The sequence below is a fragment of the Streptomyces sp. NPDC025618 genome, from assembly GCF_055558795.1.
The window spans coordinates 53,115-75,300 of sequence record NZ_JBVHLW010000001.1 but is presented as its reverse complement, the minus strand read 5'-3'; the positions used below and the strand labels follow the sequence as shown (position 1 = coordinate 75,300).

19 protein-coding genes are annotated in these 22,186 nt (G+C 71.6%); 12 read left to right on the top strand and 7 right to left on the bottom strand.

Annotation, left to right across the window (positions count from 1 at the left end):
• Positions 1 to 16 precede the first annotated feature (16 nt).
• From rpsA to ACZ4A5_RS00310, 6 genes are all read left to right on the top strand, one after another.
• Positions 17 to 1,522, top strand: a complete 1,506-nt coding sequence (gene rpsA / locus ACZ4A5_RS00335; RefSeq protein WP_087928573.1) for a 30S ribosomal protein S1 — start codon at positions 17 to 19, stop codon at positions 1,520 to 1,522.
• A 180-nt stretch (positions 1,523 to 1,702) separates the two neighbouring features.
• Positions 1,703 to 2,647 (top strand): PAC2 family protein, encoded by a 945-nt coding sequence (locus ACZ4A5_RS00330; protein ID WP_467576428.1) that lies wholly within the window; start codon positions 1,703 to 1,705, stop codon positions 2,645 to 2,647.
• Positions 2,648 to 2,672: 25 nt separating this feature from the next.
• Positions 2,673 to 3,281: a dephospho-CoA kinase gene (gene coaE / locus ACZ4A5_RS00325; RefSeq protein WP_467576425.1), complete on the top strand. Its 609-nt coding sequence runs from the start codon at positions 2,673 to 2,675 to the stop codon at positions 3,279 to 3,281.
• 121 nt (positions 3,282 to 3,402) lie between these two features.
• Positions 3,403 to 3,717: a hypothetical protein gene (locus tag ACZ4A5_RS00320; protein ID WP_467576422.1), complete on the top strand. Its 315-nt coding sequence runs from the start codon at positions 3,403 to 3,405 to the stop codon at positions 3,715 to 3,717.
• Positions 3,714 to 4,475 (top strand): hypothetical protein, encoded by a 762-nt coding sequence (locus ACZ4A5_RS00315; RefSeq protein ID WP_467576419.1) that lies wholly within the window; start codon positions 3,714 to 3,716, stop codon positions 4,473 to 4,475. Before ACZ4A5_RS00320 ends, ACZ4A5_RS00315 begins: the two co-directional genes overlap by 4 nt.
• On the top strand, positions 4,468 to 4,794 hold the full coding sequence (locus tag ACZ4A5_RS00310) for a hypothetical protein (RefSeq protein ID WP_467576416.1): 327 nt from the start codon (positions 4,468 to 4,470) through the stop codon (positions 4,792 to 4,794). The genes ACZ4A5_RS00315 and ACZ4A5_RS00310 overlap by 8 nt, the downstream gene beginning before the upstream one ends.
• Before the next feature lie 311 nt (positions 4,795 to 5,105).
• Here the strand turns inward: ACZ4A5_RS00310 and ACZ4A5_RS00305 are convergent, their stop codons facing one another.
• From ACZ4A5_RS00305 to ACZ4A5_RS00295, 3 genes are all read right to left on the bottom strand, one after another.
• On the bottom strand, positions 5,106 to 5,390 hold the full coding sequence (locus ACZ4A5_RS00305; protein ID WP_467576413.1) for a DUF6343 family protein: 285 nt from the start codon (positions 5,388 to 5,390) through the stop codon (positions 5,106 to 5,108).
• A gap of 53 nt (positions 5,391 to 5,443) precedes the next feature.
• Entirely contained in the window at positions 5,444 to 6,874 is a 1,431-nt protein-coding gene (locus ACZ4A5_RS00300; protein ID WP_467576411.1) for a WGR domain-containing protein, read from the bottom strand.
• Between the two features lie 120 nt (positions 6,875 to 6,994).
• Positions 6,995 to 7,561, bottom strand: coding sequence for a methylated-DNA--[protein]-cysteine S-methyltransferase (locus tag ACZ4A5_RS00295; RefSeq protein ID WP_467577222.1), 567 nt, complete (start codon positions 7,559 to 7,561; stop codon positions 6,995 to 6,997).
• A 516-nt stretch (positions 7,562 to 8,077) separates the two neighbouring features.
• On the opposite strand from ACZ4A5_RS00295, the gene uvrB reads away from it, so the two are divergent.
• The 4 genes from uvrB (at position 8,078) to ACZ4A5_RS00275 (ending at position 14,059) form a co-directional block, all read left to right on the top strand.
• Positions 8,078 to 10,201 carry an excinuclease ABC subunit UvrB gene (uvrB, locus tag ACZ4A5_RS00290; RefSeq protein ID WP_467576408.1) on the top strand — a complete coding sequence of 708 codons (2,124 nt, stop codon included), beginning with the start codon at positions 8,078 to 8,080 and terminating at the stop codon, positions 10,199 to 10,201.
• Positions 10,202 to 10,348: 147 nt separating this feature from the next.
• Positions 10,349 to 10,927, top strand: coding sequence for a TerD family protein (locus ACZ4A5_RS00285; protein WP_398867480.1), 579 nt, complete (start codon positions 10,349 to 10,351; stop codon positions 10,925 to 10,927).
• A gap of 147 nt (positions 10,928 to 11,074) precedes the next feature.
• Complete coding sequence (locus ACZ4A5_RS00280) at positions 11,075 to 12,940, top strand: TerD family protein (protein WP_467576405.1); 1,866 nt, start codon at positions 11,075 to 11,077, stop codon at positions 12,938 to 12,940.
• Between the two features lie 138 nt (positions 12,941 to 13,078).
• Complete coding sequence (locus tag ACZ4A5_RS00275) at positions 13,079 to 14,059, top strand: TerC family protein (protein ID WP_467576403.1); 981 nt, start codon at positions 13,079 to 13,081, stop codon at positions 14,057 to 14,059.
• A 19-nt stretch (positions 14,060 to 14,078) separates the two neighbouring features.
• Here the strand turns inward: ACZ4A5_RS00275 and ACZ4A5_RS00270 are convergent, their stop codons facing one another.
• The 3 genes from ACZ4A5_RS00270 to ACZ4A5_RS00260 all read right to left on the bottom strand — a co-directional run bounded on the left by ACZ4A5_RS00270 (position 14,079) and on the right by ACZ4A5_RS00260 (position 16,938).
• A complete protein-coding gene (locus ACZ4A5_RS00270) occupies positions 14,079 to 15,362 on the bottom strand; it encodes an MFS transporter (RefSeq protein ID WP_467576400.1) in 1,284 nt (427 codons plus the stop codon).
• A gap of 219 nt (positions 15,363 to 15,581) precedes the next feature.
• Positions 15,582 to 16,238, bottom strand: coding sequence for an MBL fold metallo-hydrolase (locus ACZ4A5_RS00265; RefSeq protein ID WP_467576397.1), 657 nt, complete (start codon positions 16,236 to 16,238; stop codon positions 15,582 to 15,584).
• Positions 16,239 to 16,248: 10 nt separating this feature from the next.
• Positions 16,249 to 16,938, bottom strand: coding sequence for a maleylpyruvate isomerase family mycothiol-dependent enzyme (locus tag ACZ4A5_RS00260; protein WP_467576395.1), 690 nt, complete (start codon positions 16,936 to 16,938; stop codon positions 16,249 to 16,251).
• A 177-nt stretch (positions 16,939 to 17,115) separates the two neighbouring features.
• Between ACZ4A5_RS00260 and uvrA the strand changes: the two genes are divergently transcribed.
• Positions 17,116 to 20,106: an excinuclease ABC subunit UvrA gene (gene uvrA / locus ACZ4A5_RS00255; RefSeq protein ID WP_467576393.1), complete on the top strand. Its 2,991-nt coding sequence runs from the start codon at positions 17,116 to 17,118 to the stop codon at positions 20,104 to 20,106.
• Positions 20,107 to 20,428: 322 nt separating this feature from the next.
• Here uvrA and ACZ4A5_RS00250 read toward each other — a convergent pair whose 3' ends face one another.
• Positions 20,429 to 21,340: a carbohydrate kinase family protein gene (locus ACZ4A5_RS00250; protein WP_467576390.1), complete on the bottom strand. Its 912-nt coding sequence runs from the start codon at positions 21,338 to 21,340 to the stop codon at positions 20,429 to 20,431.
• 137 nt (positions 21,341 to 21,477) lie between these two features.
• On the opposite strand from ACZ4A5_RS00250, the gene ACZ4A5_RS00245 reads away from it, so the two are divergent.
• On the top strand, positions 21,478 to 21,933 hold the full coding sequence (locus ACZ4A5_RS00245; RefSeq protein WP_467576387.1) for a Rieske (2Fe-2S) protein: 456 nt from the start codon (positions 21,478 to 21,480) through the stop codon (positions 21,931 to 21,933).
• Positions 21,934 to 22,186 lie beyond the last annotated feature (253 nt).

The following is a 22,186-nucleotide window of genomic DNA, read 5'->3' as shown; positions in this document are numbered from 1 at the left end:
CGGAGCCTTTACCCACATGACGAGCAGCACCGAGACCACCGCCACCACCCCGCAGGTTGCGGTCAACGACATCGGTAACGAGGAAGCCTTCCTCGCCGCGATCGACGAGACGATCAAGTACTTCAACGACGGCGACATCGTCGACGGCGTCATCGTGAAGGTCGACCGGGACGAGGTCCTGCTCGACATCGGTTACAAGACCGAGGGTGTCATCCCCTCCCGCGAGCTCTCGATCAAGCACGACGTCGACCCGAACGAGGTCGTCAAGGTCGGCGACGAGATCGAGGCCCTGGTTCTCCAGAAGGAGGACAAGGAAGGTCGCCTCATCCTGTCCAAGAAGCGCGCTCAGTACGAGCGTGCCTGGGGCACGATCGAGAAGATCAAGGAAGAGGACGGCATCGTCACCGGTACCGTCATCGAGGTCGTCAAGGGTGGTCTCATCCTCGACATCGGCCTCCGTGGCTTCCTGCCGGCCTCCCTCGTCGAGATGCGCCGCGTCCGCGACCTCCAGCCCTACGTGGGCAAGGAGCTCGAGGCCAAGATCATCGAGCTGGACAAGAACCGCAACAACGTGGTCCTGTCCCGCCGTGCCTGGCTGGAGCAGACCCAGAGCGAGGTCCGCCAGACCTTCCTCACCACCCTCCAGAAGGGTCAGGTGCGCTCCGGCGTCGTCTCCTCCATCGTCAACTTCGGTGCCTTCGTGGACCTGGGCGGCGTCGACGGTCTCGTCCACGTCTCCGAGCTGTCCTGGAAGCACATCGACCACCCGTCCGAGGTTGTCGAGGTCGGCCAGGAAGTCACCGTCGAGGTCCTCGACGTCGACATGGACCGCGAGCGCGTCTCCCTGTCGCTCAAGGCGACGCAGGAAGACCCGTGGCAGCAGTTCGCCCGGACCCACCAGATCGGTCAGGTCGTCCCGGGTAAGGTCACCAAGCTCGTTCCGTTCGGTGCGTTCGTCCGCGTCGACGAGGGCATCGAGGGCCTGGTGCACATCTCCGAGCTGGCCGAGCGCCACGTGGAGATCCCGGAGCAGGTCGTCCAGGTCAACGACGAGATCTTCGTCAAGGTCATCGACATCGACCTCGAGCGCCGTCGCATCAGCCTCTCGCTGAAGCAGGCCAACGAGTCCTTCGGTGCCGACCCGTCCGTGGTCGAGTTCGACCCGACCCTGTACGGCATGGCCGCGTCCTACGACGACCAGGGCAACTACATCTACCCCGAGGGCTTCGACCCCGAGGCCAACGACTGGCTCGAGGGCTACGAGAAGCAGCGCGAGGAGTGGGAGCGCCAGTACGCCGAGGCGCAGCAGCGCTTCGAGCAGCACCAGGCGCAGGTCATCAAGTCCCGCGAGGCCGACGAGCAGGCCGCCGCTGAGGGTGCCGCCGCTCCGGCCGCCGCCTCCACCGGTGGCAACGTCTCCGGCGGTTCGTACTCCTCGGAGTCGGCCGACAACTCCGGCGCCCTGGCGTCGGACGAGGCGCTCGCCGCGCTCCGCGAGAAGCTGGCCGGCGGCCAGAGCTGAGGCTCCGACCGACAGCTGACAGCTGACTGAGCAAGGCCCGTTCCCCTCGGGGAGCGGGCCTTCCTCATGCCCTCGTGGCACCGCGGAATGTGTCCGCGCCGTGTCGGGATCCGGCCACCGGGAATGGGCCGGGCCTCCACGCGCGTTCCCCCGTACGGAACATGAGGAGGAGCGGTCACTGTGTTGGATCCGCAGGGTTTGTACGAATGGGAGCCCAAGGGGCTCGCCGTAGCCGACCTGGCCTTGGCTCAGGACACGGCCGGCCTGGTCATGCTCTACCACTTCGACGGTTACATCGACGCGGGGGAGACCGGCGAACTGATCGTCGACCGGCTGCTGGACGGCCTGCCGCACCAGGTCGTCGCGCGCTTCGACCACGACCGGCTCGTCGACTACCGCGCCCGCCGCCCCCTGCTCACCTTCCAGCGCGACCGCTGGAGTGCCTACGAGGCTCCGAAGATCGAGCTGCACCTGGTGCAGGACGCCACGGGGGCGCCCTTCCTGCTGCTCGCGGGCCCCGAGCCGGATGTGGAGTGGGAGTGCTTCGCCGCCGCGGTGCGGCAGTTGGTGGAGCGGCTCGGCGTGCGACTGTCCGTCAACTTCCACGGCATCCCCATGGGCGTGCCGCACACCCGGCCGGTCGGCATCACCCCGCACGGCAACCGCACGGACCTGATGCGCGGCCACCGCAGCTATTTCGACCAGGCGCAGGTGCCCGGCAGTGCCGAGTCGCTCGTCGAGTTCCGGCTCGCGGAGGCCGGCCACGACGTTCTCGGTGTCGCCGCGCATGTCCCGCACTACGTCGCCCGCTCGCCCTACCCCGACGCCGCCCTGACCGCCCTCGAAGCGGTCACCGCCGCCACGGGCCTGGTGCTGCCGAACGCCGCGCACGCGCTGCGCACCGAGGCGCTGCGGACCCAGGAGGAGATCGAGCGGCAGATCGGCGAGGGCGACGAGGAACTGGTCGCCCTCGTCCGGGGCCTTGAGCACCAGTACGACGCGGTGGCGGGCTCCGAGACGCGCGGCAATCTCGTCGCCGAGCCCGTCGAGCTGCCGTCGGCGGACGAACTGGGCGCCGAGTTCGAGCGTTTCCTCGCCGACCGGGAGGGCGACGGCGGTCACTGAACCGCCGCCCGCTACGGTGGGGCCCATGCTGAAGGTCGGTCTTACGGGTGGAATCGGCGCGGGCAAGAGCGAGGTGTCACGGCTGCTCGCCTCGTACGGGGCGGTGGTCGTGGACTCCGACCGGATCGCGCGTGAGGTAGTCGAGCCGGGCACGCCGGGGCTCGCGGCCGTCGTCGCCGAGTTCGGTCCGGAGGTCCTCACGGCCGAGGGCGCGCTCGACCGCCCCAGGCTGGGCGCGGTCGTCTTCGCCGACCCCGGCCGGCTGGCCGCGCTGAACGCCATCGTCCACCCCCTCGTCCGGGCGCGCTCCGCCGCACTGGAAGCGGCGGCCGCGCCGGACGCGGTGGTCGTCCACGACGTACCCCTCCTCGCCGAGAACGGCCTGGCGCCGCTGTACGACCTGGTCGTCGTCATCGACGCCGGTACCCAGACCCGCCTCGACCGTCTCGTGCGGCTGCGCGGCATGACCCCCGACGAGGCGCGTGCCCGCATGGCGGCCCAGGCGACGCGCGAACAGCGCCTGGCCGTGGCCGACTTCGTCATCGACAACGACGGCCCGCTGGAGGCGCTGGCTCCGCAGGTGGAGCGGGTCTGGGCGCGGCTGCGGGAGCGGTCCGCGGGCGCGCCGGATTAGGCAGACGCCGGGGAGATGGTCAACTCCCCGATCGGGTGAGGGAGTTCCGGCGGCCGGGGGCGTGGTGCGTTAGCATGCGGCCGCGTCGAACCGGTCCCGGCTACGGAGGCGAACTCCCCGTATGGTCCTGTCTGTTCCAGCAACACGGTTACACGGCTTCTCCGGTCTGCTGCGCCGCGCCGCGGACGATGCCGCCGAGGCGCAGGGCTATGTGCGGCGGCACGGTGCCATCGCTTCGGCCGAGCAGGGCCTGCTGACCAGGGTCATCGATCTGCACGGCGATCTGGCGGAGACGATGATGGCTGCCATGGGGCGGCTGGAGCGCGTGCTGCGGGCCTCGGCGGACGAGGTCGACCGGGCGGCCGGTGAGTTCCGGGCCTCGGATCTGCGGGAGGCGGCGAGGATGGACGCGGCCCGCCGGAAGGTGCCGCAGTGACGGGCGGCACGGAGCTCCGCGATGTGGTCCGGCCCACCGATCGCCTCACACCTCCTCGCGCGCCGGAGGAATTCATCTCCCCGATCGACACGCTCAATGCCGCCGGGGATCTGGTCAGCCCGTCGTTCTGGATGTCCAGGGTGCTGGATTTCGCCCTCGCCTTCGACCCTTTGGAAGAGGGCAGGAAATACTTCGCCGGCGACTGGGAGGCATACGCGCGGAGCGCCGAGGCGTGGGCGAATCTCGCGGGATTCTGTGAAGGGCTCGCCACCAACATCGAATCCGGGAACAGGTCGCTGGGCGAGGTGTGGCAGGGGGAGGCGGCGGCCGCCGCCGACGCCTATTTCGCCTCCCTCTGCGGAAAGCTGCGTGACATCAAGGGCTCGCTGGAGACCATGCGGGGGGAATACCTCGTGGCGGCCCACGGGGTCTCGATGACCGGTGAGGCCGTTGGGCAGCTGATGGGCCTGATCGGGGACGCCGCGGCGACGGCCGCGATCGCCTGGGCGGCGGGTGGTCTGACGGCCTGGACGGGCTGGGGCGCGGGCGTCGGCTACGGCGTGGCGGCCACGGAGGTCCTGCGGATCTGTGACCTGTGGGGCGAGGTGACCAAGACGGTCAATATGCTCCAGATGAGAATCGACGCGGTGTACGGGCAACTCGCGGATATCGGCGGAGAAGTGGCGGTCGTGCTCGACGACTTCCCGCAGGTGCCGTCCCTTCCGTACTCCCGGGGCGGGGAGAGCGGTCATGGGTGAACGAGAGGTCGGGTACGAGGAATTCCTCGCACCGGGCCGCGACCGGGCCCAGGCGCGCGCGGTCCGGCGCGGACTTCAGGAAATGGCGGAGGGCGGCGCCGGGGAAGTCCTGCGGGAAATGGCCCGCGACATTCTTTCCGGGCGCATCGGACTGCGGGAGGCCCTGCGCGTCGGCCCGTACGCCACCGCGCTCACCGAACGGGTGCGGGCCGCCCACGCGGAGTGGGAGGAGATGCCCGCCGCCGACCGTGAGCGGCACCTGGCCGAAGCCCGCCGCTTCCTCGCGGCGGAGGGCGAGGCCGGGCCCCGCCCCGGCTGACCCGGCGCCCGGCCGGGCCCCGGCATCCGCGCGCCCGTGCCTCTCACATCAGCCCGTCCGGCCTCCGGGGGCATAGTGGCCGGACGGAGCAGGTCGGCGGAGCCGTCGGCACCGGGCGCAGCGCCTGGTTGAGAACGGTGACGGCCAGTGCCCCGAGTCCGGTCGCCCACGAGCGGTCCTGGGCGGACGCGCCCGCGCTGCGCACGGCGCCGGCGGAGCTGCGGGGCCCGCTGCCGAGCGTCGCCGCCGATCCGGCCGAGGTCTCCGGCGCGGACTTCGGCCTCCCGGCGGCGAGCTGGCCTCCGGCCGGTCTATGGGCGGGGGCCGCCGGTGCGCCGGTCTCCTCGCACAGGTTCGTACGGCGGTATGTCGCGCCCCGGCTGGAAGTGCGGGCCCTGCCGGATATGCCGGATGACCAGGCCCAGATCGACCGCGGTCACCACGATCAGCACCGCGCAGGCCACCGCCCACCCGGGGTGCCCGGCCAGCGCGAAGAGCACGGTCCCGGCGACGGCCCAGGCGAGCCCCCACGCGGCGAGCCCGCACCGCAGGCGCAGGGGGCTGCGGGCGTTCATGGGTTCATTGCCGGTACGCATCGCACACCATCTCCCACTACCAGCATCCACCCGGCCGGGGCGGAGCGGCTCCGTCAGACCAGGCGCCTGATCTCGCCACGCACGCGGTAGAAGCCGCCGGAGGCGGGGGAGAGGGCGTCCACGACGTAGCGGGCGCCCGGCTGACGTATGTGGCGGGGGAACTGGACGTTCCAGGCAGGGTCGTGATCGGGGGAGACCGCGTGCACGCGGACCCTGCCGGACTCCTGGACACACTCGACGACGATGCCCGTGCCGACGACGGTGGTGGTCGCGGTGACCGTGGCCGCGGGGGTGTAGGTGGGCACGGCGGCGGCCGACTTGATGTCGAGGGGGACCGGGACGGTGCCGGAGCGGGCGGCGGCGATGGCGGCCTCACCGGCGTCCACGCAGACCAGCGAGCCGTCGGTGGTGACCATGTAGAGCCGCTCGTCGAGGTACTGCATGGACAGGGCCGAGCCGCCGCCCGTGCCGAGCTTCCACAGGCGGGTGCCGTCGGCGGCGAAGCAGTAGACGGACGAGGCGGAGTCACCGGCGAAGACGTAGCGGCCGCCGGGCGCGGTGGCGCAGGAGTAGACAGCGGAGTCGCAGGCGTAGGTGGCCTCGACGGCGCCGGTGGCCTTCGCCAGGCGCTGGACGACCCGGCGGCCGGTGCCGGCGTAGACGGAGTGGTCCTCCTGCCAGCCGAACAGCACGGCGCCGGTGGTGCGGGTGTGCCACAGCTCGCCGCTGCCGTCGGGGGCGTAGGCGGTCACGCCGTCGGTGTGGCCGTGATAGACGGCGTGTTCGTCGCGGCGCACCATCCAGGCGTTGGAGCCGGTGCTCCTGCGTGACCACTGGTGTTCGTCCTCGTGGTCGATGACGGTCAGCCCGCCGTCGCGGTCGCTCACGTCGAGAATGCCTTCGCGGATGTCCAGCCAGAAGATGTCGACGTCCGAGGCGATTTCGTAGGCGGCGAAGGGCAGCTTGGAGGAGAGGTCGTAGACGGCGCCGTCGTCGCAGCCGGCGTAGATCCAGAAGTCGTCCGCCACCAGGCACTTGACGCCGTCGGGCAGCCGGTAGTGGGCGAGCACCTCGCCGTCGTGGCCGAGGGTGTGGACGTCGCCGGACTGATTGCCGACCCAGCAGCGGTCCTCGGCGATGTGGATGCCGAAGGCGGAGGAGCCCGTGCGGAACCGCCAGAGCACCGGGGCGACCGCGCGGGCCGTGGAGGGCGCGGAAGCGACCTGACGACGTGTCACCGAGCGGGCGGTGCGCTGGCCTTGGACCGCGGGCGCGTAACCCTTGCGGATCTTCTCCCCTATCTTCCTCGCCGCGGCGGCCCGTGCCTTCGCCTCGGTCGGGAAGGTGGAGCTCTGCGCCTGCCCCGCGCTGCCGATCCGCCCGTAGCGCACCGCGACGGCCGTGCCGTCCAGGGTCACCTCATAGAACTTGTGCGCCCCGCCGCCCTCTTGCGACAGCTCCAGATACGTCGTGGTCCCGGCCATGGCACGCCCCCTCTCCGGCCGGCCGTGGTGGCCGGTCCGACTGAGAGGAACGCTAGGGGCCGCCACTGACAATCGATCTTCGAGCGCCGATGGCGGAAACGGGCGGAAGCCGCGTAACCCCTAGAAAAGGGGCTCGGGGAGCACTCCTTCGAGTGACAGCAGGGCCCTCTTGATCTCCAGGCCGCCGCCGAACCCGCCCAGCCCGCCGCCGCTCTCGACCACGCGGTGGCAGGGCACCACGACCGGCAGCGGATTGCTCCCCATCGCCACGCCCACGGCCCGCGCGGCCCCGGCCTCGCCGACGCGGTCGGCGAGATCCTGGTAGCTGACGACTGTGCCGTACGGGACTCCTGCGGCCAGTTCGCGCAGGACCCGCCGGTTGAAGCCCGAGGTCAGCGACCAGTCCAGGGGGAGGGAGAACGTCTCGCGGCGGCCGGTGAAGTACGCCTCGAGCTCGGCCGCCGCCTCGGCGAGGAGGCTGTGCGCGGTGGAGGGCGGGGCCGCGGGTCCGGTGCCGAGGCGGCGCGCGAGCCGGTCCACGGCCTCGGCCGCCCGCCGCGCGTCGGCGTGGAAGACGACCTCCAGCAGCCCTTCCGGCGTCGCGGCGAGCCCCAGGGGCCCGATGGGGACCTCCACCGTCGTCCAGGCCCATGCGCGTGCTCCGGCCTGCGGGCCCGTTCGTTCCACGTCCGTCACACGGGTTAGCGTAGGGCGTTCCTGTCACACGGGCCACAGGCGTTGTGCCGGTATCGGTCCGCGACCTCCGAGCCCGGGCCCGGTCCCTCGTAGGCGGGAAATGCCGCCCGCCTGGAGGATATTGGGCCGGAAGAGGCCGAAGGCCGGCTCCGGGAAGGGGTCGGCGAGCCCGGCGTCGCCCGGTCGCCCCCTCGGCCGGCGCCGCCTCCACGACCGGTGGGGCGTCGCTGATCACCGGGTCCGCTGACGCCCGGGACGGCGGCCGTGCCGATCGGGGCGAGGGCGCTCCCGGGGCCCGCGCTGGGACGCCCCGGTGACCGACGGTGACGGTGATCCGCACGGCGCCCCGCGCCGGGGGCGGCCCGGACAGAAGCGCCGCCCGGCCACGGCAGAACACCGGCCGCGGCGGGGGAGGAGCGGTGGCGCGTACGGGCTGCCCGCTCCGGGCCGGGGAGGCCCGGACTCCGGCGCCCGGCCGTTGTCAGTGGGGGGTCGTACCGTGGACCCATGCGGCCCGTATCGAAGATCGAACGCAAGGTGGCGCCTTTCGAGGTCGTCAGCCCCTTCCAGCCCAGCGGCGACCAGCCCACGGCCATCGCCGACCTGGAGCGGCGCATCCGCGCAGGCGAGAAGGACGTCGTGCTGCTCGGCGCGACCGGCACCGGAAAATCGGCGACCACCGCGTGGATGATCGAGAAGCTCCAGCGGCCGACCCTGGTGATGGCACCCAACAAGACCCTCGCGGCCCAGCTCGCGAATGAGTTCCGGGAGCTTCTGCCGAACAACGCGGTCGAATACTTCGTCTCCTACTACGACTACTACCAGCCCGAGGCGTACGTACCGCAGTCGGACACCTACATCGAGAAGGACTCCTCCATCAACGAGGAGGTCGAGCGCTTGCGCCACTCGGCGACGAATTCGCTGCTCACCCGGCGTGACGTCGTCGTGGTCGCCTCGGTGTCGTGCATCTACGGCCTCGGTACGCCGCAGGAGTACGTCGACCGCATGGTCCCGCTCCGGATCGGCCAGGAGATCGACCGCGACGAGCTGCTGCGCCGCTTCGTGGAGATCCAGTACACCCGCAACGACCTGGCCTTCACCCGGGGCACCTTCCGGGTGCGCGGCGACACCATCGAGATCTTCCCGGTCTACGAGGAGCTCGCCGTCCGCATCGAGATGTTCGGCGACGAGATCGAGGCCCTCTCCACGCTCCACCCGCTCACCGGCGAGGTCATCTCCGACGACCAGGAGCTGTACGTCTTCCCCGCCAGCCACTACATCGCCGGTGCCGAGCGCATGGAGAAGGCTGTCGCGGGCATCGAGAGGGAGCTGGAGGAGACCCTCGCCCGCATGGAGAAGCAGGGCAAGCTCCTGGAGGCGCAGCGCCTGCGCATGCGCACCACGTACGACATCGAGATGATGCGGCAGATCGGCTCCTGCTCGGGCATCGAGAACTACTCGCTGCACATGGACGGCCGCGAGCCCGGCTCCCCGCCCAACACCCTGCTCGACTACTTCCCCGAGGACTTCCTCCTCGTCATCGACGAGTCGCACGTCACCGTCCCGCAGATCGGCGCGATGTACGAGGGCGACGCCTCCCGCAAGCGCACCCTGGTCGAGCACGGCTTCCGGCTGCCGTCGGCGATGGACAACAGGCCGCTGAAGTGGGAGGAGTTCGTCGAGCGCATCGGGCAGACGGTCTATCTCTCGGCGACGCCCGGGAAGTACGAGCTGTCGCGCTCCGACGGCTTCGTGGAGCAGATCATCCGTCCCACCGGCCTCGTCGACCCGGAGGTGGTCGTCAAGCCGACCGAGGGCCAGATCGACGACCTGGTGCACGAGATCCGCCAGCGCGTGGAGCGGGACGAGCGCGTCCTGGTCACCACCCTCACCAAGAAGATGGCCGAGGACCTCACGGACTACTTCCTGGAGCTGGGCATCCAGGTGCGCTATCTGCACAGCGACGTCGACACGCTGCGCCGGGTGGAGCTGCTGCGCGAGCTGCGCGCCGGGGAGTACGACGTGCTGGTCGGCATCAACCTGCTGCGTGAGGGCCTCGACCTTCCCGAGGTGTCGCTCGTGGCCATCCTCGACGCCGACAAGGAGGGCTTCCTGCGGTCGGGGACGTCCCTGATCCAGACCATCGGCCGTGCCGCGCGCAACGTCTCCGGACAGGTCCATATGTACGCGGACAAGGTGACTCCCGCGATGGAGAAGGCCATCGAGGAGACCAACCGCCGTCGCGAGAAGCAGATCGCGTACAACACGGAGCGGGGCATCGACCCGCAGCCGCTGCGGAAGAAGATCGGCGACATCGTGGCCTCCCTCGCCCGGGAGGAGATCGACACCCAGGAGCTGCTGGGCACGGGCTACCGCAAGGACGAGAAGGGCAAGGCCCCGGTCCCGACGGCGCCCGCGGGCAAGGCCGGCGCCAAGGCGAAGGGCAAGGCCAAGGCGGCGGTGGCGACGGACCGTCCGGCCGCCGAACTCGCCCAGCTCATCGAGGACATGACCGACCGTATGCGGGCCGCCGCCGCGGAGCTCCAGTTCGAGGTGGCCGCGCGGCTGCGCGACGAGGTGAGCGAGCTGAAGAAGGAGCTGCGGCAGATGAAGGAGGCGGGCCTCGCCTGACGGCGGCCCGGGGGCGGGCGGTCGCGGCATGTTGCAAGACCGCCACAAAAGGGCGCCCGAGCGGTGGGGGCGCCGGTGGCTCTGCGTAGGGTCGGTCGCGTGGCCGTGCGAACGCGCGGCCGGGGAAAGCACGAGAAGGGACTGCGCGTGACGGTCAACTTGTCCAAGGGTCAGGGCATCAGCCTGCAGAAGGCCGACGGGGGCACCCTGACCGCGGTACGGATGGGGCTGGGCTGGCAGTCCGCACCCCGCCGCGGACTGTTCGGGTCGCGCACCAAGGAGATCGACCTCGACGCGTCGGCGGTGCTGTTCGCCGGTGACCAGCCGGTGGACGTGGTCTTCTTCCGCCACCTGGTCAGTGACGACGGCTCGGTCAAGCACACCGGTGACAACCTGGTCGGCGGCGCGGGCAAGGGCGGTGACGACGAGGCGATCCTCGTCGACCTCCAGCGCGTCCCCGTGCACATCGACCAGATCGTCTTCACGGTGAACTCCTTCACGGGCCAGACCTTCGCCGAGGTGCAGAACGCGTTCTGCCGCCTGGTCGACGAGACCACCGGGCAGGAGCTGGCCCGCTACACCCTCGACGGCGGCGGCCCGTACACCGCGCAGATCATGGCCAAGGTGCACCGCTCGGGTGCCGGCTGGCAGATGACCGCGATCGGTACGCCGTCCAACGGCCGGACCTTCCAGGACCTCATGCCGGCGATCCTGCCGAGCCTGTAGGGCGTATACCGGGGAAACGGGACGACCGGGCCCGGCGGAGGGAGTCTCCGCCGGGCCCGCGGGCGCGCGGGGCGCTCGGCACGGCGAGTACGACACACGCGGCGGGGGACGACGCCGCGCGGGCACAGATCACAAGGGGGCGCGGGCATGACGGCCGAGTTGGTGCGGGGACAGAACCACCCGCTTGCGGAGACCCGACTGGAGATCCGCGTCTCGGCGGCCGAGGCGGTCGTGGCGGGCGCCACGCTCGGTGACGCCGACGGCAGGGTGGCCGGTGCGCGGAGCGTCGCGCACCCGGGCGCGCACCGGCTGCCCGGCCTGGAGGTGTCCCGGCAGGCCGCGGCCGGGCACCGGCTGGCCGTCGACCTGGACGCGCTCCCGGAGTCCGTCCACCACGTCAACGTCCTGCTGGCCCTCCCGGCCGGCCAGGGCGGCGCGGCCCGCTTCGGCGCGATGGCCGCGCCTTTCGTCGCCGTCACCGCACTCGGCGGGACCGAGGTCGTCGGCTACACGGTCACCGGCCTGGACTCCGAATCGGCCGTCGTCGCCCTGGAGCTGTACCGCAGGCAGGGCGGCTGGAAGGTGCGCGCCGTCGGCCAGGGGTACGCGGGCGGGCTCGTCGCGCTGCTGCGCGACCAGGGCCTCGACGACGCCACCGGCACGGCGGCCGCCATCGAGGCGGCGGTGGCCCAGGGCCTGGCCCGGTCGGTCGCGCCCGCACCGGCCACGGCCGCCGCTCCCGCGGACGGCCCGTCCGCGCCGCCTGGCGGCCGCGTGAGCTACGCGCACCCCCGGCGGCACGCCTCGGCACCGGCCGCCGCTCCGGAGCCCGCAGCGGCCGCGCCCGGCCCCGCGGAGCCCGCCTCCGCGCAGGACCCCGCGCCGCCCGTCGCGGGGGACGCCAACGGCTGGACGCTGGACGAGCGCCTCTACAACCAGGTGTGGGGCATGTTCGAGGACCTCGCCCGGTCGGCCGCCGCGTACCGCAGCGCCGTCGACTTCGCGGAGTCGCGCCTGGAGCGTGAGCTGGACCAGGTGCTCTCCGACCCGCTGACCCGCGTCGGTCCGGCCGCGGACGCCGCCCGCGCCGAGGCGCGGGCCCGGCAGGAGGACCTGGTCGCCCGGGCGCGTGCCATGCTCGACCGCGACCTCGATCAGCTGGTGGCCGAGTCCGAGGTCATCGAGCACGCGCTGCCGCCCGCCTTCGCCCGCTGGGACAGCCCCGTCTGGCAGGGCTACCAGCTGCCGCTGGAGACGCCCATGGCGCTGCGGCTGGGCGATCTGCATCTGCCCGAGCGCACGGATCTGCGCATCCCCATGCTGGTGCGGCTGCCGCTGGAGCGCGGCCTGTGGATCGACAGCGGGCGGCCCTCCGGCCCGGAAGCGGCCCTGCTGGACCCGGCCGAGCTGCGCGGGCGGGCGATGGACACCGCGGTCGCCCACGCCGCCCGGCTGCTGGCCGTCCACCCGGTCGGCGATTTCACGGTGCGGGTCATCGACCCGGCCGGGGCCGCGGGGGCGTCGCTCGCGCCGCTGCTGAGCTCCGGCGCGCTGCGCGAGCCGCCCGCGGCCGGTGCGCAGGGCGTGTCCGCGGTGCTGGACCGGCTGACGCGGCGGGTCGACCTGGTGCAGATGGCGATCCGCAGCGGTGCGGCGGACGCGCTGCCGCCGGATCTCGACACGGCCGCGCAACTGCTCGTCGTCAACGACTTCCCGCACGGTTTCGACGACCGGGGCGTGACGCAGCTGCGCTATCTCGCGGACGAGGGGCCGTCCGTGGGGGTGCACCTGATGATGGTCGCCGACCGCGCCGACGCGCGGGCGTACGGGCCGGTGCTGGACCCGCTCTGGCGCTCCCTGCTGAGGATCACCCCGGTCGCCGACGACCACCTCGCCGACCCCTGGGTCGGGCACGCCTGGACCTACGAGCCGTCCGTGGTCCCGCCGGGGAGCGACGTGCTGGGGCAGGTGCTCTGGCAGGTGGGGCAAGCGCGTCAGGCATATGGCATCTGACCAGGGCTTTTGGTTTTTCTTTTACCTTTACTTGGGTCTTCCTGTACTGTTTTTGTACGGAGGCGCCCGTGGTGTACCCCGGTGCTCCTCCGGCAGCGACGACGCTGACCAGTTGCCGTATGACGTGCCGGAGGAACAGTGGACGTCTCCCTGACCCTGTGGGTGCTGACCATTCTCGGTCTGTGCGCCCTCGTCGCCGCCGATTTCTTCATCGGCGGCCGCAAACCGCATGACGTGTCCCTCAAGGAAGCGGGCATCTGGACGGTCGTCTGGGTGGCCCTGGCCGGGCTCTTCGGGCTGGGGCTGCTGCTCTTCGGCGGCGGCGAGCCCGCGGGCGAGTTCTTCGCGGGCTTCATCACCGAGAAGTCCCTGAGCGTCGACAACCTCTTCGTCTTCGTGCTGATCATGGCGAAGTTCGCGGTGCCGTCGATCTACCAGCAGCGCGTCCTCATGGTCGGCGTGCTGATCGCCCTCGTCCTGCGCGCCGTCTTCATCGGCGCCGGCGCGGCGATCATCGCCAACTTCTCCTGGGTCTTCTACATCTTCGGCGCCTTCCTCATCTGGACCGCGTGGAAGCTCATCCAGGAGGCGCGGGCCGACGAGGAGGAGGAAGAGTTCGAGGAGAACCGCTTCCTCAAGCTGGTCGAGAAGCGCTTCCCCTCGACCGACCGCTATCACGGCACCAAGCTGTTCGTCGTCGAGAACGGCAAGCGCCTGATGACGCCGATGCTGATCGTCATGCTGGCGATCGGCACCACCGACGTCCTCTTCGCGCTGGACTCCATCCCGGCGATCTTCGGCCTGACCCAGGACCCGTACATCGTCTTCACGGCCAACGCCTTCGCCCTCATGGGCCTCCGGCAGCTGTACTTCCTGATCGGCGGGCTGCTGAAGAAGCTGGTCCACCTCTCGTACGGCCTCTCGGTGATCCTCGGCTTCATCGGCGTCAAGCTCGTCCTGCACGCGCTGCACGAGAACGGCGTGGGGGTGCCCGAGATCAGCATCCCGGTCTCGCTCGGCGTCATCTGCGCGGTGCTGGTCGTCACCACGATCACCAGTCTGCGCGCCTCGAAGAAGCAGGCGGCCGCCGAAGCGGTGGCCGACAGCGCCAAGGTCTGAGCCCGGGCCGCCCGTCGGCTCAGGCGGGCGCGCCCTCGCCGACCGGGCTCCCGGCGGTCACCGGGCGGGTCTCGGGGAGCAGCGCGAAGCAGCCCAGGCTGAGCAGCGCGAGCGCGGTCAGATAGGCCGCGACGCCCCACGGCGGGCCGTCGCCCCGCGCCGTCGCGGTCGCGACCAGCGGGGTGACGGCGCCGCCCAGCACCCCGCCGAGGTTGTAGCCCACGGCGGCGCCCGTGCAGCGCACCCGGGGCTCGTACAACTCGGGGAGATAGGCCGCGACGACGGCGAACATCGTCGTGAAGGCCAGCGTCGCGACCAGGAAGCCGAGCACCATCCACACCGGCCGGCCGGTGTACAGCAGGGCGATCAGCGGGACCATCCAGAGCGCCACGGCGACGCAGCCCGCCAGGCACAGCGGGCGGCGCCCGTAGCGGTCGCCCAGGTACGCGAACACCGGGGTGACCAGGGCCGACACCGAGACCGCCGCCATGATGCAGCCGAGCATGACCGTACGGTCGATACCGAGCCGCTCGGTCGCGTAGGCGAGGGACCACGTGGTGATCGTGTAGTAGAGGGCGTACGCGACGGTCAGGCCCCCGGCGGTGAGCAGGACCAGCCGCCAGTGGCCGCGTACGACCTCGGCGAAGGGGGCCTCCGCCCGGTCGCCCCGGTCGGCCAGTTCGCGGAACTGCGGGGTCTCGGACAGCCGGGCGCGCAGCAGCAGTCCGCCGACCGCGAGGACGCCGGCGAACCAGAACGGCACCCGCCAGCCCCAGGAGCGGAACTGCGCGTCGGTGAGCGTGGCCGAGAGGGTGAGCGTGATCCCGTTGGCGATCAGGAAGCCCACGGGCGGGCCGATCTGGGGCACGCTCGACCACAGCGCGCGGCGGCCCGCCGGGGCGTGCTCGGCGGTCAGCAGCGCGGCGCCGCCCCACTCCCCGCCGACCCCGAAGCCCTGCGCGAACCGCAGGACGACCAGCAGGGCCGGGGCCGTGACCCCGATGCTGCCGTAGGTGGGCACCAGGCCGACCGCGACGGTCGCGACGCCCGTCAGCAGCAGGGACATGATCAGGACCGGGCGGCGGCCGCGCCGGTCGCCGATATGACCGAAGAACACCGACCCGAGCGGTCGCGCGACGAACCCGGCCCCGAACGTGCCGAAGGCCGCGAGCGTGCCGACCAGCGGGGAGACCGTCGGGAAGTACAGCGGGCCGAGCACGAGGGCCGCAGCGGTGCCGTAGACGAAGAAGTCGTAGAACTCGATGGCGGTGCCCACCAGGGACGCGGCTGCCAGGCGGAGCATGGCCGGTGGGCGTTCGTCCGGAGATCGGTCGGATCGCATGTAGTGCCCAACTTCCCTCAGGAGGTGAGGCAACGGGGCGTGCGGGGGTGCGGCCGGGGGCGCGCGGAGATGCCGGCGTCGCGGGTGTGTGGTGCCGCCGTGCGACCCGGTCCGGGGCAAAGGTAAGGACCGTCGGCCAGGGCCGACGGTCCTTACCTTTTTCGCTTCACGGGCCCGAGGTCACCAGCCGCGGGCGCGCCACTCCGCGAGGTGGGGGCGCTCGGCGCCGAGGGTGGTGTCGGCGCCGTGGCCGGGGTAGACCCAGGTCTCGTCCGGGAGCTGTCCGAAGAGCTTGGTCTCGACGTCGTCCAGCAGGCTCGCGAACGCCTCCGGGTCGCCGTGGGTGTTGCCGACGCCGCCCGGGAAGAGGCAGTCGCCGGTGAACAGGTGCGGGTGGCCGTGCGGGTCGTCGTAGACCAGGGCGATGCTGCCCGGTGTGTGGCCGGTCAGGTGGCGCGCGGTGAGCTCGACGCGGCCGACGCGGATCGTGTCACCGTCCTCGACCGGTACGTCCGTCGGCACGGGGATGCCCTCGGCGTCGTAGCGGCCCGCGTGCGTGCGGGCCCCGGTGGCGTCCACGACCTCGCGCAGCGCGCCCCAGTGGTCGCCGTGCCGGTGGGTGGTGACGACCGAGGCGATGCCGCTGTCCCCGATCAGGCTGAGCAGGGTGTGCGGCTCGGCCGCGGCGTCGATCAGCAACTGCTCGTCCGTCGCGCGGCAGCGCAGCAGATACGCGTTGTTGTCCATCGGCCCGACCGCGACCTTCGAGATCATCAGGTCGGTCAGCTCGTGCACATCCGCCGGGCCGCCGACCTTCACCGCTCCGCTGTACGTCATGGCTTCAAGCCTATAGCGGGGGCAGCGCCGGGAGCGGGGCGCCGTCGGTCTCCAGCCCGGCGCCGCGTTCGCCGCGCCCGGCGAGCCAGCCGAGCAGGGCGGGGGCGGTGCCGGTGACGGTGACCGCGCGGGCGTCCGCGCGGCCCGTGTGCCACTGCCGTCCGTCGGTCGCGGTGACGGTGACGGAGGGAAGGTCCGGGTGGCCGGAGAAGCGCTGTGCGAGGTAGTCGATCTCCCGGCCGAGGAGGTCGTCCGGGAGGTCCGCCAGTTCGTAGCCGATGCCCAGGTCGACGTGGTGCAGCTCGAGCTCGGTGAGGCGCCGGAAGGGGACCCGCGCGGCCACGTCGGTCACTCCGTTGCGCAGGGTGACCGTGCGCGTCCAGTCGTCGACGGCGCCGGCGGTCTCCATGAGGCGGCCCGCGCTCTCACGGAGGTCGGCGAGCTGGGCGTCCAGGGGCCGGCCCGCGCCGTTGTCGATGTCCGCGTCCCGCGCCTCGCCGCTCACGTACATGGGCAGTCCGCGCAGGACGTTGCCCAGGGCATCCGCGTTCCGGGCGATGTGGGAGAGCAGGTGACCGCGGGTCCAGCCGGGCAGCCGTGACGCTTCGGCGACGGCGCCGTTGTCCAGTTTCGCGACCGCGCCGAGGAGTCGGTCGGTCGCTTCACGTACAGATGCCAGGTCGCGCACATGATCGATCATGCGGCGACGATAGCGCCGCCACTCGTCCGGGTGAAGTCATTCGACTTCCGCCGTAATTCGAATGTGCGTGCTATAGGCTCGTGTGTGGCATCGGATCCGACATCCGCGCCGCGGCCCCCCTACCCTGGGTCGGGGATGCGGCACATCCCACCGTTCTCAAGAAAGGTGCCGACCCGCGTGGCTGACCGTCTCATCGTCCGTGGCGCTCGCGAGCACAACCTCAAGAACGTCTCGCTCGACCTCCCCCGTGACTCCCTCATCGTCTTCACGGGGCTCTCCGGGTCGGGCAAGTCGTCCCTCGCGTTCGACACGATCTTCGCCGAGGGGCAGCGTCGCTACGTCGAGTCCCTCTCCTCCTACGCGCGGCAGTTCCTCGGGCAGATGGACAAGCCCGATGTGGACTTCATCGAGGGCCTGTCCCCGGCCGTGTCCATCGACCAGAAGTCGACCTCGCGCAACCCGCGTTCCACGGTCGGCACCATCACCGAGGTCTACGACTACCTCCGCCTGCTCTTCGCGCGCATCGGCAAGCCGCACTGCCCCGAGTGCGCGCGGCCGATCTCCCGCCAGTCGCCGCAGGCGATCGTCGACAAGGTCCTGGAGCTGCCCGAGGGCAGCCGTTTCCAGGTGCTCTCCCCGCTGGTGCGCGAGCGCAAGGGCGAGTTCGTCGACCTCTTCGCCGACCTCCAGACCAAGGGCTACAGCAGGGCCCGCGTCGACGGCGAGACCATCCAGCTCTCCGAGCCGCCCAAGCTCAAGAAGCAGGAGAAGCACACGGTCGAGGTGGTCATCGACCGCCTCACCGTCAAGGACAGCGCCAAGCGCCGGCTGACCGACTCGATCGAGACCGCGCTGGGCCTGTCCGGCGGCATGGTGATCCTCGACTTCGTGGACCTCGCCGAGGACGACCCCGAGCGTGAGCGGATGTATTCCGAGCACCTCTACTGCCCGTACGACGACCTCTCCTTCGAGGAGCTGGAGCCGCGCTCCTTCTCCTTCAACTCCCCCTTCGGCGCCTGCCCGGACTGCACCGGCATCGGCACCCGCATGGAGGTCGACCCGGAGCTGATCGTCCCCGACGAGGACAAGTCCCTGGACGAGGGCGCGATCAGCCCCTGGTCGCACGGCCACACCAAGGACTACTTCAACCGCCTCGTCGGCGCCCTGGCGGGCGAGCTCGGATTCCGCACCGACATCCCCTGGGCCGGGCTGCCGCAGCGCGCCAAGAAGGCGCTGCTGAACGGCCACCGCACCCAGATCGAGGTGCGCTATCGCAACCGCTACGGCCGCGAGCGCGCGTACACCACGGCCTTCGAGGGCGCGGTGCCCTTCGTCAAGCGGCGCCACTCCGAGGCGGAGAGCGACTCCAGCCGCGAGCGCTTCGAGGGCTATATGCGCGAGGTGCCCTGCCCGACCTGTGAGGGCACCCGCCTCAAGCCGATCGTCCTCGCGGTCACCGTGCAGGGGCGGTCCATCGCCGAGGTCGCCGCGATGTCGATCAGCGAATGCGCCGACTTCCTGCGGGACATGAAGCTCACCGGCCGCGAGAAGAAGATCGCCGAGCGGGTCCTCAAGGAGGTCAACGAGCGGCTGAAGTTCCTGGTCGACGTCGGCCTGGACTATCTCTCGCTCAACCGCGCCGCGGGCACCCTCTCCGGCGGCGAGGCCCAGCGCATCCGGCTCGCCACCCAGATCGGCTCCGGCCTCGTCGGCGTGCTCTACGTCCTGGACGAGCCGTCCATCGGCCTCCACCAGCGCGACAACCACCGCCTCATCGAAACGCTCGTGCGCCTGCGGGACATGGGCAACACCCTGATCGTCGTCGAGCACGACGAGGACACGATCAAGGTCGCCGACTGGGTGGTCGACATCGGCCCCGGCGCGGGCGAGCATGGCGGCAAGGTGGTGCACAGCGGACCCCTGAAGGACCTGCTGCGCAACAAGGAGTCGATGACCGGTCAGTATCTCTCCGGCAAGAAGGCCATCGCCACGCCGTTCGAGCGCCGGCCCGTGGACCTCGACCGCCGGCTGACCGTGCGCGGCGCCCGGGAGAACAACCTCCAGGACATCGACGTGTCCTTCCCCCTCGGTGTGCTCACGGCCGTCACCGGTGTCTCCGGTTCCGGTAAGTCGACGCTGGTCAACGACATCCTCTACACCCACCTGGCCCGCGAGCTCAACGGCGCCCGCGCCGTCCCCGGGCGGCACACGCGCGTGGACGGCGACGACCTCGTCGACAAGGTCGTCCACGTCGACCAGTCGCCCATCGGCCGCACGCCGCGCTCCAACCCCGCGACGTACACCGGCGTCTTCGACAACATCCGCAAGCTCTTCGCGGAGACGATGGAGGCGAAGGTGCGCGGCTATCTGCCGGGCCGCTTCTCCTTCAACGTCAAGGGCGGCCGCTGCGAGAACTGCTCCGGCGACGGCACGATCAAGATCGAGATGAACTTCCTGCCGGACGTGTACGTGCCGTGCGAGGTCTGCCACGGCGCGCGCTACAACCGGGAGACCCTGGAGGTGCACTACAAGGGCAAGTCCATCGCCGAGGTGCTGGACATGCCGATCGAGGAAGCGCTCGACTTCTTCGAGGCCGTGCCGACGATCGCCCGGCACCTGCGCACCCTGCACGAGGTCGGGCTCGGATACGTCCGCCTCGGGCAGTCCGCGCCGACGCTCTCCGGCGGCGAGGCGCAGCGTGTGAAGCTCGCCAGCGAGCTGCAGAAGCGCTCGACCGGCCGCACGGTCTACGTCCTCGACGAGCCCACCACCGGGCTGCACTTCGAGGACATCAGCAAGCTCATCTCGGTGCTGTCGGGGCTGGTCGACAAGGGCAACAGCGTCATCGTCATCGAGCACAACCTCGACGTCATCAAGACGGCCGACTGGGTCGTCGACATGGGCCCGGAGGGCGGCAGCGGCGGCGGCCTCGTCATCGCGGAGGGCACGCCGGAAGAGGTGGCTTCCGTGCCGGACAGTCACACCGGGAAGTTCCTGCGGGAGCTTCTTGGGGACCGGGTGAGTGATTCGCCTGCGGCGCCCGCGCGGAAGAAGAAGGCTGCCGCTACGAAGAAGGCGGTTGCTTCGAAGACGGCTGCTTCGAAGAAGGCTGCTGCCGCTCCGGCGAAGAAGGCGGTTGCCGCGGCTCGGGCGAAGCGGAAGGTTTAGCCGGGGTGGGGTGGGGGTCGCTTTGCGGATGCGGGTTGCTCGCGCCTGCGGCGTGCTTTTCCCCAGCCCCGCCCCCTTCCCGAAACTGGGGCGTGTGCCCCAGGCCCCCGAGTGCGGGTTTCGTTGCCGCCTGCGGCGGGAGCGGCCTGCGGCCGCGTCCTCAAACGCCGGACGGGCTGGAATAGCTGAGCTCAGCCAAATCAGCCCGTCCGGCGTTTGAGGATAACGCGCGAAGCGTGTTGCGGGGTCTGGGGCGCAGCCCCAGTTCGGGAAGGGGCGGGTAGGGGAAAAGCCCCCGCCGCAGGCGCCGACAAGCCGCCCCCTAAAGAGCGAGCTCCGCCCCCCACGGCGGCTCCGCCCCCGCGCGCGAGCACGTGGCGGCCGCCGCGCGGGCCGCGAAGTGGAGAAGGGGAGGCCAGGCCACCGTGGCCAGGGCCTCTCGCGACAGTGCCCCACATGTCGCGAGCCCGTGCAGAAGCGCCGCGTTCACCGTGTCGCCCGCACCGATCGTGTCCACGACCTCGACCGCCGGTGCCGTGACCGTGTGCCGGAGGCCGTCGCGGGTGTGTACGGACAGGCCCGCCGCCCCGTGAGTGATCACCACCGCGGCGGGGCCCTCGGCCAGCCATTCGCCGGGGGAGCCGCCCAGCCACCGGGTGTCCTCGTCGGAGAGCTTCAGCAGGGTCACATGCGGCAGCCAGGAGCGGAAGCGGGCGCGGTGGGCGTCCGCGTCGGGAATCAGGCCCGCCCGGATGTTGGGGTCGAGGAGCGTGAACACCCCGCGCTCCGCCTCCCTGCGCAGCAACGCCTCGTACGCGCTCGCCCCGGGCTCCAGCACCAGCGAACAGGTGCCCAGGCACAGCGCCGACACCGCCTCCGGCAGCGGCCCCGGGAGCTCGAACAGGCGGTCCGCGGTGCCCTCGGCGTAGAAGGCGTAGCCCGCGGAGCCGTCCTTCCCCACGTCGGCCACCGCGAGCGTCGTCGGCTCCGGTCCGCGCCGTACCAGCGAGACGTCGACCCCCGCCGACCGGAGGCCGGCCAGCAGGGCCTCGCCGAAGCCGTCCGCCGACACCCGGGAGCAGAAGGCGGCCGGTCCGCCCAACCGTCCCAGCGCCACAGCCGTGTTGTACGGGCCGCCACCGCGCCGCGGCAGCAACGCGGGCAGCGAGCCCCCGCCCTCGGCCGGCACCAGGGGCACCAGGTCGATCAGAGCCTCTCCGGCGACGACGATCACAAGGGGCATCCTTTCCCGGCCGGGTTCCCGCCGGGCCCAGCCTGCCATGTCGCCGGCTCCGCGGAGGGGCCGCAAGGGGAATCGGGAGTGCCGGTAGGGTCGACGCGTTCGATCCGCAGCGCACCGTTGGAGCACCCATGACACCCCCCGCTGACTCCGCCGAATCCGCCGCCCCCGGCACGGACCGCCGCACCGTGCTGCGCGGCGCCGCTCTGGTGGGTGCCGCGGGGCTCGGCGTCACGGCGTGCACGGGCGGCGGTCCGGGCGGCGCCAAGGGCGCGGCCGCCCCCACCGCCCCCGTGGAGCTCGGGGCCCCGGCCGACGTGCCCGTCGGCGGCGCCCGGCTCTACCGCGAGCAGCGCCTGGTCGTCTCGCAGCCCGCCAAGGGCGAGTACAAGGCGTTCAGCGCGGTCTGCACGCACGCGGGCTGTGTCGTCGACAAGATCGAGGACGGGAAGATCAGCTGCCCGTGCCACGGCAGCAAGTTCGACCCGGCCACCGGCAAGGTCCTCCAGGGTCCGGCCGGCGCGCCCCTGCCCGCCGTGCCGGTCAAGCTGGCCGACGGCAAGCTGATCGCGGGCCCGGACGCCTGACGCCGGGCGCCGGGCCGGGCTCGGCGGTTCTCGAGGCCGGGCCGCGGGCCGTCCCGCTCCCGCACCGCCGCCGCGGACTCCCACGACAAAAACGATCCAGCCGGACGACAAAACGATCCAGCCGGGCAAGGCCGTCCCGCTCCCGCACCGCCGTCGCGCGGCCGTGTCCTCGATGGCCGGACAGGCCGGTGTGCTCGGGCGCGAGGTGAGTGATCAAGTCCGGCAGGGGATCCGGGAGCCCGGGCGACGACGG